General features: G+C 72.8%; 12 protein-coding genes. 7 read left to right on the top strand and 5 right to left on the bottom strand.

The annotated features are described in order from the left end of the window. Positions 1 to 98: 98 nt before the first annotated feature. A complete protein-coding gene (locus AB0L74_RS24355) occupies positions 99 to 638 on the bottom strand; it encodes a phenolic acid decarboxylase (RefSeq protein ID WP_365656120.1) in 540 nt (179 codons plus the stop codon). A 147-nt stretch (positions 639 to 785) separates the two neighbouring features. Between AB0L74_RS24355 and AB0L74_RS24350 the strand changes: the two genes are divergently transcribed. The 3 genes from AB0L74_RS24350 (at position 786) to AB0L74_RS24340 (ending at position 2,743) form a co-directional block, all read left to right on the top strand. Continuing rightward, positions 786 to 1,316, top strand: a complete 531-nt coding sequence (locus tag AB0L74_RS24350; RefSeq protein ID WP_365656117.1) for a MarR family transcriptional regulator — start codon at positions 786 to 788, stop codon at positions 1,314 to 1,316. A 301-nt stretch (positions 1,317 to 1,617) separates the two neighbouring features. Further along, the gene (locus tag AB0L74_RS24345; protein ID WP_365656114.1) at positions 1,618 to 1,935 is read left to right on the top strand and encodes a hypothetical protein; all 318 of its coding nucleotides are present in this window, start codon (positions 1,618 to 1,620) and stop codon (positions 1,933 to 1,935) included. A 571-nt stretch (positions 1,936 to 2,506) separates the two neighbouring features. After that, on the top strand, positions 2,507 to 2,743 hold the full coding sequence (locus AB0L74_RS24340; protein ID WP_365656111.1) for a hypothetical protein: 237 nt from the start codon (positions 2,507 to 2,509) through the stop codon (positions 2,741 to 2,743). A 99-nt stretch (positions 2,744 to 2,842) separates the two neighbouring features. On the opposite strand, the gene AB0L74_RS24335 is transcribed toward AB0L74_RS24340, so the two are convergent. From AB0L74_RS24335 to AB0L74_RS24320, 4 genes are read right to left on the bottom strand one after another with little or no spacing between them, the layout of a single operon-like run. Then, on the bottom strand, positions 2,843 to 3,298 hold the full coding sequence (locus AB0L74_RS24335; protein ID WP_365656108.1) for a MaoC family dehydratase: 456 nt from the start codon (positions 3,296 to 3,298) through the stop codon (positions 2,843 to 2,845). 15 nt (positions 3,299 to 3,313) lie between these two features. Next, positions 3,314 to 4,825 carry a long-chain fatty acid--CoA ligase gene (locus AB0L74_RS24330; RefSeq protein ID WP_365656105.1) on the bottom strand — a complete coding sequence of 504 codons (1,512 nt, stop codon included), beginning with the start codon at positions 4,823 to 4,825 and terminating at the stop codon, positions 3,314 to 3,316. A 12-nt stretch (positions 4,826 to 4,837) separates the two neighbouring features. Further along, positions 4,838 to 5,713, bottom strand: coding sequence for an amidohydrolase family protein (locus tag AB0L74_RS24325; protein WP_365656102.1), 876 nt, complete (start codon positions 5,711 to 5,713; stop codon positions 4,838 to 4,840). Beyond that, positions 5,710 to 6,630, bottom strand: coding sequence for an SDR family oxidoreductase (locus AB0L74_RS24320; RefSeq protein WP_365656099.1), 921 nt, complete (start codon positions 6,628 to 6,630; stop codon positions 5,710 to 5,712). The genes AB0L74_RS24325 and AB0L74_RS24320 overlap by 4 nt, the downstream gene beginning before the upstream one ends. Positions 6,631 to 6,927: 297 nt before the next feature. Between AB0L74_RS24320 and AB0L74_RS24315 the strand changes: the two genes are divergently transcribed. From AB0L74_RS24315 to AB0L74_RS24300, 4 genes are all read left to right on the top strand, one after another. After that, entirely contained in the window at positions 6,928 to 8,286 is a 1,359-nt protein-coding gene (locus AB0L74_RS24315; RefSeq protein WP_365656096.1) for an MFS transporter, read from the top strand. Further along, positions 8,283 to 9,650, top strand: a complete 1,368-nt coding sequence (locus AB0L74_RS24310) for a DUF6351 family protein (RefSeq protein WP_365656092.1) — start codon at positions 8,283 to 8,285, stop codon at positions 9,648 to 9,650. The genes AB0L74_RS24315 and AB0L74_RS24310 overlap by 4 nt, the downstream gene beginning before the upstream one ends. A gap of 202 nt (positions 9,651 to 9,852) precedes the next feature. Continuing rightward, positions 9,853 to 10,908, top strand: coding sequence for a right-handed parallel beta-helix repeat-containing protein (locus AB0L74_RS24305; RefSeq protein ID WP_365656089.1), 1,056 nt, complete (start codon positions 9,853 to 9,855; stop codon positions 10,906 to 10,908). A gap of 47 nt (positions 10,909 to 10,955) precedes the next feature. After that, entirely contained in the window at positions 10,956 to 11,996 is a 1,041-nt protein-coding gene (locus tag AB0L74_RS24300) for a methyltransferase (protein WP_365656086.1), read from the top strand. The last annotated feature ends 134 nt before the right edge of the window (positions 11,997 to 12,130 follow it).

Below are 12,130 nucleotides of genomic sequence, written 5' to 3'. Positions count from 1 at the left end.
CTTATCGGCGGCGGCGCCGGTGGGCCGCCGCGCTCGCCGACGGTTTCCTCCCGGGCCCGGAGGGCCCCGGCCGGCCGCTTCCGAACCCGCCCAGCGCCTCAGTTGACGCGGTCGGCGAAGCCCTCGGGCAGGTCGTTCGGCCCGACCGCGACGATGGTCTCGTCGTCCTCGCCGACGTACTCGAACAGGGTGATGCGCGCGAACTCGGGGACGACGTAGATCGGGTAGGTCGGGCCGGCGTCCCGGTAGGCGCGCATCTCGTCCAGGTGCTCGTTCTGATAGAGCACCGTCTTGCTCCCGTCCCGCTCGATCCACTGCGGGAAGAAGATGGTGCCGTGCAGGACGCGCCGGCCGGGCAGCACGTTGACGACGACGCAGGTGCCGGTCGGCTCGGTCCAGGAGACCTTGTAGAGGTCGTCGGAGAGCCGTACCAGGTCGACTTCCTGGTCCTTGACCCAGCGGCCGCCGACCATGCCGCTGTGGATGCGGTAGTCGATGGTCGTGGCGTTCTTCACGTACATCTCGTACTGCCACCCGTTGGCGTAGGTGTAGATGAACCGGTGCCCGGTGATCTTGGACAGGTCCTGCGGCGGGACGGGGTTCTCGACGGTGGTGGCGGTCTCGTTTCCGGTGTTCATGGTGCTCCTTGCTGTGCTGCGGGCGGCGGACTCCGCCGGCCTGGGGTTCGGCCGGCCCGTCGCTTCCGCCTCCCCCATCGACTGTGCCACAAAATATGTTTGCTACAAAACTCTATGGCCTCGGTCCACAATGGAGGCATGCCAGGCATGCGCGAGACTCACACAGCGGCGGACAGGGACGGCGGCGAACGCCCGCACCGGGCGGGGGCGGCCGGGATCGCGGCCGGACTGGGCGGGCTGCTCGGACCGCTGCGGCGCGCCGTGCTGCGCGCCACGCGGAACGCCGAGGGCCTGCCCGACCTGCCCGAAGCGCAGATCGAGCTCCTGCGGACGCTGTCCACGTCACCCGAGGGCCTCTCCCCCGGCACGGTCGCCGCCCGCCTGCGGATGGCGCCGTCCACCGTGAGCAACCTCGTCCGGACCATGGCCGCCGACCGGCTGGTGGAACGCGTCCGCCCGGCCCACGACCAGCGCACCGTGGTCCTCACCGCGTCGCGGGAGGCCCTGGAGCTGCTGGGGCGCTACGACCGGGCCAGCACCGCGGCCCTCACCCGGGTCGTCGACGAGCTGCCCGCCGCCGACCGGCGGGCGCTCGCCCAGGCACTGCCGGCGCTGGACCGGCTCGTCGCCGCGCTGGAGACCGCGGACACCCCCGCGAACGGCACCCCCTCGCCCTGAACCCGGGGCCGCTCCCCCACGCGCGCGCGGCCACGGGGCTCACGTCTTCCGGGAACCCCGGGTCACCGCGGGACCGTGTGGCCCATGACGGCCCCGCGGAGGGGGCCGATGGGGCTTGGCCTTCTCAGGCACGGACACGCGGGGACCGAAGGGACGGCACATGCTCGGAGAGGCGTTGACGGCTCTGGCCGCGGCCGGAGGCACCGTGGTGGTGCAGGCCGCGGGAACGAGTGGCTGGCAAGGGTTCCAGCGGGCCGTCGCCCGGTGGTTCGCCCGAGGGGACGAAGGCCGCTAGCGTGTCGTGCTGGAGCGCCTGGACCACGACGCCAGAGCCCTGGCCGACGGTGACGGCGACACCCGGGTGAGGGTGGGCCGGCAGGCCGCGTGGCAGGCACGTTTCGAGACGGTCCTCGAGGAACTGGACGACGAGGAGCGGGAGTCGGCCGCCGAAGGGCTGCGCGCGCTCCTTGGCACGTACGCCACCGGAGCGACGGGAGACGGCGGGCAGACCATCGGTGGTGACGTGACCGTCCGGGCCGACCATGGCTCGGCGGCCGCCTTGCGCATGGGGGATGTGACCATCGGGTCCCCTCCGCGGCCGGGCCCGCACCAGGGCTGAGCGCGCCCGGCACCCCGCAAGCCCCGCACCCCGCTCCGGCGGCCCCGCGCACCGAGGGCCGGGCCGCTCGCCCCGACGCGGCGTCGGCGTGTCCGCCTGCCCAGGGGCCGTACCGCAAGCGCCTCGTGGGGCGGGCTGGCGGTCGGCCGGGCCCACCAGACCACGTACTACGCCGCTCCCGGCCACGGTCACCCCACCGACCCCGGCGCGGGGCTGAACGACTACCTCAGGGCAGCCCGGCGCGTCGCCGGCCACCATCCCTACCCCGGCCTCGGCGACGGCGCGGCCCTGCCCTCGCTGACCGAGGTCCACATCCCCCAGCAGATCGACGTCCGGCCTCCGCGAGGCGACGGAACCCGGCACCGGGAGCCCGCGTCCGGCGATCCGGCCGGGGCCGCCGGCCCGGTGCCCGCCGAAGCCCTCTTCGTGGACCGGAGCCGCCTGCGGATACTCCTCGCGGAGGCGGGCGGCGGCAAGTCGGCCCTGCTGCGCCGCCCGCCTCCGCCATCGCCGCGGAGCCCCAGGAGATGATGTCGTCGCACGTGTCCGGGCCGCCACCGCGCTGGCCCGCATGACGCGGTACCAGGAGGACGGTGTGCGTCTGCTGGCCGCGATCGCCGAGGACCCCACCCTCTGGGACCAGCTCCCCCGGATCGAAGCCGCCGAAGAGCTCTGCCGGATCGACCGGTGGGAAGGCGTACGGACCTTCGCCCGCCTCGCCGCCGACCCGTCACTGAGCCCCACATACCGTTCCCGGGCCGCCGGGGTTCTGGGCAGGGCGGGCCAGGGCCGTCCGGGTTCTGGCTGAGGCGGACGGAGGCGCTGGACCACCCGGCACACCAGCCGCGTACGAGGGGGCCGGGCCGCAAGGCGGCCGCTCGCGCGGCCCCGGGACGGTCCGCGGCGCTCAGGCGTAGAACCGGGACAGGCTCTGAAGAACGGCCGCTGGCTTGGCGCCGCCCTCGATCTCAAGGGTGCCGTCCACGGTGATCTGCACCCCTCCGGACACCTCCTCGACGGCGGCGAGCCGCCCGGCCAGCCGGATCCGGGAACCCGCCTTCACCGGTGCGGGGAAACGCACCTTGTTCAGGCCGTAGTTGACTTTCGTGGTGACGCCCCGGACGTCCAGCAGTTCGGTGAACAGGGGGATGAAGAGGGAGAGGGTGAGGTAGCCGTGGGCGATGGGGGCGCCGAAGGGGCCGTCCTTGGCGCGCTCGGGGTCGACGTGGATCCACTGGTGGTCGCCGGTGGCGTCGGCGAAGGTGTCGATGCGCTCCTGAGTGACCTCGATCCACTCGCTGGTGCCCAGATCGCTGCCGGCCAGCTTCCTCAGTTCGTCGAGGCCGTTGACGGTGATACTCATGTGTAAACCTTTCGTTTAGGGTGAGGGTTGGTCGCCGTAGCGTCGGCGCACCTGGGATTTGAGGAGCTTTCCGGAGGCGGTACGCGGTAGTTCGTCCGCGATCACCAGTGTCTTGGGGATCTTGTACTTGGCGAGGCGCCCGGCGAGCGAGGCGAGAATCCCGCCCGGGTCGGGCCGGGCGCCCCGGCGGGGTACGACGACCGCGCGCGGCACCTCCCCCCACTTGTCGTCGGGCACGCCGATGACCGCGCACTCGGCCACGTCGGGATGGGCGAGGAGGAGATCCTCGATCTCGGCGGGGTAGACGTTCTCACCACCCGAGATGATCATGTCCTTGATGCGGTCGACGATGTAGACGTATCCGTCCTCGTCGGTGCGGGCGGCGTCCCCGCTGCGGAACCAGCCGTCCGTGAAGGAGGCGGCCGTCTCCTCGGGCAGCCCCCAGTACCCGGACATGACGTGCGGGCCGCGCACGACGACCTCGCCGGTCTCGCCGGCGCCGGCGGGCGTCAGGTCCGGCCGCACCACCCGTACGTCGCTGAAGAAGTGCGGCACGCCCGCCGAACCGGCCTTGGTGACGGCGTGCTCGGCGTCGAGGAAGAGGGTGCCGGGAGCCGCCTCGGTCATGCCGTAGCCCTGGAGGAAGGTGAGGCCGCGCTCCTGGTATACGGCGATGAGCGGGGTCGGTACCGGTGAGCCGCCGCAGGTGAGGATGCGCAGCGAGGACAGGTCCGCTTCGGGGAAGCGGGGATGGCGGGCCATCTGGTCGAACATGGCCGGGACCCCGAACATGAAGGTGATCCGGTGCCGTTCGATCAGCTCCAGGGTGCCGGCCGGATCGAACGCCTTCACCAGCACGCACGCGCCGCCCTTGAGCAGCACCGGCAGCGTGAGCATGTTCAGCCCGGCGGTGTGGAACAGCGGGGCGGAGACCAGGGCCCGCTCGTCGGCGATCAGGTCGGTGTCGACGAGGACGTTGACCGCGTTCCAGGTCAGGTTGGCGTGGCTGAGCATCGCGCCCTTGGGGCGGCCGGTCGTCCCCGAGGTGTACATGATGATGCAGGTGTCGTCGGCGGCGACGGGTTCGTCGATCGGTTCGCCGGCGGCGCCGGCCAGCATCTCCTCGTACTCGTCGCCGAGATGGACGTAGGTCCGCACGTCCGTGCCGCCCGGCAGTCCGGCGACCAGCCCGGTGTGCGCGGGGCCGTAGAGCAGCGCCCGGGCTCCTGAGTCGGCGAGCTGGTAGGCGATCTCGGGGCCGGCCAGCCGGGTGTTGAGCGGGACGAAGACGGCGCCGAGCGTGCCGGCCGCGAACAGCGTCTCCAGGTAGGAGGGGTGGTTGGGGCCGAGGTAGGCGACGCGGTCGCCCCGCCGGACGCCCCGGGCGCGCAGGGCGTGGGCGAGGCGGGTGGTGCGTTCGTGCAGCCGCGCGTAGGTGACCGTCGTGTCGTGGTGGATCAGGGCGGTGCGGTGCGGGGTCTTGCGGGCCCGGCGTGCGGGCCACGACCCCAGTCCCTCGTTGCGCATCGTCGCGCCCCTTTACGGTGTCGTCAGCCCGAGCAGGCGGGCGGCGTTCTCCTTGAGGATCTTCGGCCTCACCTCGTCCTTGATCGGCAGCTTCGCGAAGTCGGCGAGCCAGCGGTCCGGGGTGAGGACGGGGAAGTCGGAGCCGAAGAGGACCTTGTCCTTCAGCAGGGTGTTGGCGTACTGCACGAGCTGCGGCGGGAAGTACTTCGGGGACCAGCCGGACAGGTCGATGTGCACGCCCGGCTTGTGGGTGGCGACGGCGAGGGCCTCGTCCTGCCAGGGGAACGACGGGTGCGCCAGGATGATCTTCAGGTGCGGGAAGTCGGCGGCGACGTCGTCGACGTGGAGGGGGTTGGAGTACTTCAGGCGGATGCCGCCCCCGCCGGGCAGGCCGGCGCCGATGCCGGTCTGCCCGGTGTGGAACAGGGCGATGGTGCCGGTCTCCTCGATCACCTCGTACAGGCCGTACGCCGCGGCGCGGTCGTTGGGGAAGAAGCCCTGGATGCTGGGGTGGAACTTGAAGCCCTTGACGCCGTACTCCTCGACCAGGCGGCGGGCCCGCCGCACCCCCGCCCGGCCCCGGAACGGGTCGATGGAGGCGAAGGGGATGAGGACGTCGGCGTTGGCGGCGGCGGCCTCGGCGACCTCTTCGTTGGGGACGGGCGCGGTGCCGGTGGCGGACTCGGCGTCGACGGTGAAGATGACGGCGGCCATCTTCCGCTCGCGGTAGTAGGCGGCGGTCTCCTCCAGGGTCGGCTTCCGCTTGCCCTCGACCTTGAAGTAGGCGGAGGAGGCGTCGTGCAGGTCGTCGTCCAGGGAGGAGTGGTTCTTGGACGACACCTCGGCGTGGGTGTGGACGTCGATGGCGGTCAGGTCCCCGGTGTTCACCGTGCCTCCGGCAGCTTCGGGGCGGGGATGCCCACCGTCTGGAGTTCGGCGCCGACCGAGGCGGGCCAGGCGGCGGCCAGCGCCTCGGGGGTCCAGCCGCCGTCGGCGTAGGCGGCGCGGATCTCCTGCGGGTGCGACCACAGGGCCACCTTGTCGCCGCCGATGCCGATGCACTGGCCGGTGACGTCCCGGGCGGCGTCGGAGGCGAGGAAGGGGACGAGGGCCGCGCAGTCCTCGGGGGTGCCGAAGCCTTCGCCCTTGCGCAGGAGGTCCGGGAGCGGCTCGCCGTTCTTCATGGCCTGGACGTACGGGGCGAAGGCGGGGATGGTCTCGGTCATCGCGGTCGCCGCGACGGGGACGATCGCGTTGACGGTGACGCCGGCGCGGGCCAGTTCCATGGACCAGGTACGGGCCATGGCGGCGATGCCGGCCTTGGCGGCGGCGTAGTTGGTCTGCCCGAAGTTCCCGCGCTGCCCGGCCGGGGAGCCGACCAGGACCAGCGTGCCGCCCTCGCCCTGCTCGCGCATGCGGACGGCGGCGGCGCGGGCGCAGGTGAACGTGCCCTTGAGATGGGTGGTGACGACCGCGTCGAAGTCGTCGTCGGTCATCTTCCACAAGACCTTGTCACGCAGGATCCCTGCGTTGGTGACCATGATGTCGAGCCGGCCGAACTCGGTGACGGCACGGTTCACCAGCCGGTCGGCGGCCTCGCTCGTGCCGACCGCGACGACCTCGGCGACGGCGGTGCCGCCGGCCTCGGTGAGGGACTTCACGGCGGCCCCGGCCACCGCCTCGTCGACGTCGTTGACGACGACGGACGCGCCGTGGGCGGCGAGCGCGTGGGCGTAGGCGAGGCCGAGGCCCCGGCCGCCGCCGGTGACGACGGCGGCCTTGCCGGTGAGATCGATGCTGGACACGTGCGAGTCCTCTCGGGCGGTGACACGGGGGTGCGTTGCGTGCGTCGGGTGCGGAGGTGCGCGGATGCGCTCGGGCGATGGCACGCCCCGTACCGGAGCGTCGGCGGTGAAGGGGCGCCACGAACTCGAAGCTAAGAGCAATGATTGCTGACGTCAATAGTTGTGTTGCACCGGAAGATTGGCCGGAGCGACCGATGTTGCGCACATGATTGACGGCCGCACGATCAGTGCCTAACTTCACCGGGGCACCGGTGCGGTCCCCCACCGGTGGCGCCCCACGGCATCAGGGAGCTCACCGTGCAGCCATCCCGCACGTCCCCCCGTCACCCCTCCCCGGACACCCGGCAACTGCGCCGCGTCGCCCTGTCCGGACTGCTCGGCACCGCCGTCGAGTTCTACGACTTCCTGGTCTACGGCACCGTCGCCGCCCTGGTCTTCGGCGACCTGTTCTTCCCGGAGGCCGATCCCGCGGTCGGCACCATCGCCGCCTTCGGCACCTTCGCCGCGGGCTATGTGGCCCGCCCGCTCGGCGGCATCGTCTTCGGCCACTTCGGCGACCGCGTCGGCCGCAAGTCGATGATGCTGCTGACCATGGTCCTGATGGGCTGCGGCAGCTTCCTGATCGGTCTGCTGCCGACCTATGAGGCCATCGGCGTGTGGGCGCCGGTCCTGCTCATCGCCCTGCGCGTCGTCCAGGGCGTGGCCATCGGCGGCGAGTGGGGCGGGGCCACCCTGATGGTCGTCGAACACGCCGAACGCACCCAGGGCGACCGGCGTGGCCTGTGGTCCAGTTTCACCCAGCTCGGCGCCCCGCTCGGCTCGGTGCTCTCGGCCGGTGTGGTCACCCTGGTCTCCGCCCTCCCCGACGACGACTTCCGCGCCTGGGGCTGGCGTGTCCCGTTCCTGCTCAGCATCGTCCTGCTGGCCGTCGGCCTGTTCGTACGCCTCAAGGTCGCCGAGAGCCCGCTGTTCGCCGAGGCACGGCAGGAGCCGGCGCGCACGCCGCCGGTGGTGGAGGTGCTGCGCCGGCCCAAGCCCGTCCTGCTGGCCGCGTGCGCCGGCATCGGCGCGTTCACCGCGCAGTCGCTGCTGACCGGTTTCATGATCTCGTACGCCGTCGACGAGGGCTACAGCCGCCCGCAGGTCCTCACCGCCGTGACCGTCGCCTCCTGCGTGGCGCTCGCGGTGCTGCCCGCCGCCTCGGCGCTGTCCGACCGGGTGGGCCGCCGCCCCGTCGTGCTGGCCGGCGCCGTCGCCTCCGCCGCTCTGGCCTTCCCCGTCCTCGCCCTGGTCGACTCCGGCTCCCCCGGCCTGCTGATCCTCGCCCTCGCCCTCGGCCACGGCGTCGCCCAGTCCACGATGTACGGCCCGCTCGGCGCCCTGCTCACCGAACTGTTCGGCACCGCGGTCCGCTACACCGGCGCCTCCCTCGGCTACCAGGCGGCCACACTCGTCGGCGCCGGCTTCTCGCCGATGATCGCCGGCGGCCTCCTCGCCTCGTACGGCGGCGGCAGCACACCCGTCGCCCTGCTGCTGTGCGCCGGTGCCGCCGTCACGGCCCTCACCGTGTGGCGCATGCGCGAGACGCACACCGACACACTCGACTCCCCCATGTCCCGGGCCACCGCCCCCGCCCCGGAAGGAACCCCCCGTTGAAGAGCCGCCTCGCCCTGCTGACCGTCTCCCTGTGCGCCGCGACCGCGCTTCCCGCGCACGCCGCCGCCCAGGACACCCGTCTCGAAGGCCGGCTCCCCTCCGGCGCGGCCTACATGATGGACGTTCCCGCCGCGTGGAACGGGACCGTGCTGCTGTACAGCCACGGCTACACCGCCGCCGGGCAGCCCAACCCGGCCCAGAACGCACCGGACCCGAACACCCGGGACAAGCTGCTGCGGGAGGGGTACGCGCTGATCGGCTCCTCCTACGCGACGACCGGCTGGGCCGTCGCCGAGGCCGTCCCCGACCAGCTGGCGACGCTGGAGACGTTCACCGACAGATTCGGCCGGGCCCGGCGGACCCTGGCCTGGGGCACCTCCTACGGCGGGCTGGTCACGACCGTGCTCGCCGAGCGGCACGCCGATCGCTTCGACGGCTCGCTGGCCATGTGCGGACTGGTGCAGGGCGGCATCGCCAACTGGAACAGCACCCTCGACCCCGTCTTCGCGCTCAAGACCCTGCTGGCCCCGGACTCCGCCATCCCGCTCACCGGCTTCGCCGACCAGGCGGCGGCGCGGACCGCCGCGGGCGCGCTGACCGCCGAGGTGGACGCCGCTCAGCGGAGCCCGCGGGGCCGTGCCCGCATCGCGCTCGCCGCCGCCCTGCACCACATCCCCGGCCACAACAGTCCCGACCAGAGCGAGCCGGCCCCCGACGACCGGGCGAGCCGGCAGGCCAACCAGTACGCGGCCGTGCGCGGCCTGGTGCAGCTGCCCGCCTTCGGCTGGCGGCACGAGGCGGAGAGCCGGGCGGGCGGCAACCCCTCGTGGAACACGGGCGTCGACTACGCCGCCATGCTCCGCGCGTCACCGCTGTACAAGGAGGTGACCGAGCTCTACAAGGAGGCGGGAGCCTCGCTGCGGGCGGACCTCACGGCGCTGAACCGCGCACCCCGCGTCTCGGCCGACCCCGCCGCCGTACGGTGGATGCGGCAGACCAGCGTCCTGTCCGGCAGGCTCACCGACCCCCAACTGGCCATCCACACCACCGGGGACGCCCTGATCCCGGTGGCCGCCGAGAGCGCCTACCGGCGGGCCGCCACCGCCGCCGGCGCCGGCCCGCTCCTCGGCCAGGCGTACGTCCGCGCCCCCGGCCACTGCACGTTCACCACCGGCGAGATGGTCGCCGCCCTGCACACCCTGGAGCACCGGCTGGACTCCGGCCGCTGGGACACCGCACCGGCCACCCTCAACGCCCGCGCCCGCGCGGCGGATCCGGCGGGCGGCGCCCGGTATGCCGCTTATCGGCCGGCGCCCTACCCGCGGCCGTACGACCTGGCCCATCCGGCGGACGCCCGGCCCTGACCGCCCTGCCCGGACCCCGGCTCGTCCGGGGTACCGCCGCGGGCAGCGAGCACGGCCGTACGGGCGTACCCGGAGGACCTCCGGCACCGGCCGCGCGGGCGGACGGCCCCGGGGGGACGGGCCTGACGGGCCGTCCGGCGGGACACGCCACCGGATGGACCATTCACCGGGTTCGGAATGCCCCGATCATACCGTGCGCAATATGAACAAATGCCATATCACGTACCTGGCGTGCACTGCCACGCTGATCGGGGTCGGGATCGGCGCCGCCCCGCAGGCCGACCACCGGACGCACGTGGTCACCCCGGGCGAGTCGATCCAGAAGGCCGTCGACGCGGCCGCGCCCGGGGACACCGTCCTCGTGACCGCCGGCACATACCACGAGAGCGTCAAGGTCAGCACGCCCGGGCTGACGCTGCGCGGCGCGGGCCGCAGCACCGTGATCAAGCCGGGCACCGACAAGGCCGCGGGCACCTGCGCCGAGGACGGCAACGGCATCTGTGTGGTGGGCACGAAGGACCGCCCCGTCGCGGACGTCACCGTCACCTCCCTGACCGTCACCGGTTTCACCAAGCACGGCGTGTACGCCGTCGCGACCGACCGGCTGACCGTGCGGAACGTGACGGCGGTGAAGAACGGGGTGTGGGGCATCGCCCAGGAGCAGTCGGTCCGCGGCGTGTTCCGCAAGAACACGGCCCGGGACAACGGCGACGCGGGCCTGTTCGTCGCCAACACGGTCAGCGCCGAGCAGGGCGCCGCGGACAGCCGGGGTGCGGTCGTCGCGGACAACCGGCTGGAGGGCAACCGGATCGGGCTCACCGTCCGGCGCCTGCGCAACCTCACCGTCGCGGACAACCTCGTGACCGGCAACTGCGCGGGGATCTTCCTCGTCGGCGACGAGAACAAGCCGCGGGCCGGCGCCCTCACCGTGCACGGCAACCGCGTCGTGCGGAACAACAAGTCGTGCCCGAAGACCGCCCGCCTGGACGCCCTCCAGGGCTCGGGCATCGTCATGACCGGCGTCGAGGACTCCGTCCTGACGCAGAACGTGGTCGAGGACAACGCCGGCGCCTTCTCCATGTCGGGCGGCATCGTCCTGTCCAAGAGCATGGTGGGCGCCACCAGCGAGCGGAACCGGATCACCGGCAACACCCTGGAGAACAACTCCCCGGCCGACCTCGTCAACGCGGACACCGGCAAGGGCAACACCTTCGACGGCAACTCCTGCGGGGCCTCCAAGCCCGCGGGCCTGTGCTGACCGGCCGGCCCGAGCCGTCCGCGCAAACCTGGGAGGACAGGCGGCACATGACGACCGTACAGACCGCTCCGGCGCCGTCCATGCGGCTGCGGGAGCTCGTGTTCGGGGCGGCGTGTGCCGCCGCCCTCCGCGCGGCCGCCCGGCTCGGGGTCGCCGACGCGCTCGACGACGGTCCGCGGGCGGTGGAGGACCTGGCGGCGGCGGTGAAGACCGAACCGCGGCCGCTGCGCCGGCTGCTGCGGGCCTTGTCCTGCCACGGCGTCTTCGCCGAGCAGCCGGACGGGACGTTCACCCACACCGAGATGTCCCGGCTGCTGCGCGAGGACGACCCGCACAGTCTGCGCGCCATCACGCTGTGGTGCACCGAGCCGTGGACGTGGGACGCGTGGCCGAGGCTGGACGAGGCGGTGCGCACCGGCCGCAACGTGGTGGAGGACCTGTACGGCAAGGAGTTCTTCACCTACCTCAACGAGGACGCCCCGGAGTCGGCCGACGTCTTCAACCGGGCCATGACCACCTCCAGCGTGCAGTCCGCGCGGGACGTCGCGCACTTCCTCGACCTGTCGGGGAGCTCCTCGGTCGCCGACATCGGGGGCGGCCAGGGCCACGTGGTGGCGAGCCTGCTGGAGAAGCACCCCTCGCTCCAGGGGACCCTGCTCGACCTGCCGCGCGTGGTGGAGAACGCCGATCCACGGCTGCGGGCGGGAGGCGCGCTCGCGGACCGCGTGCGCATCGTGCCCGGCGACTGCCGGGTGGCCGTCCCGGTCCGGGCCGATGTCTACATCATCAAGAACATCCTGGAGTGGGACGACGACAGCACCGCCCGGACGCTGCGCAACGTCATCGAGGCGGGCGGTCCGGGAACGCGGGTGGTGGTCATCGAGAACCTCGTCGACGACACGCCCTCGATGCGGTTCAGCACCGCGATGGACCTGCTGCTCCTCCTCAACGTCGGCGGTGCCAAGCACACCACGGAGAGCATGGTCGGCCGGCTCACCGGCGCGGGCCTGGTCATCGACGACGTACGCCCGGTCAACCCGTACCTGCACGCCTTCGACTGCACGGTCCCGGGTCACCGCGCCCGCTGAGGCGGACGCCGGTCGCCGGGCACGCGCCACACGCGTGCCTCCGGTACCACGACGGCAAGCCCGGCATCGTCGAGGGCCTGCTGTCGCGCGGCGACCGCCGGATCGGCGCGGTCATCCGGGCCGTGTACGAGGAC

The organism is Streptomyces sp. NPDC052020 (assembly GCF_040680575.1).
Classification (GTDB): domain Bacteria; phylum Actinomycetota; class Actinomycetes; order Streptomycetales; family Streptomycetaceae; genus Streptomyces.
This window is presented reverse-complemented; position numbering and strand designations above follow the sequence as displayed.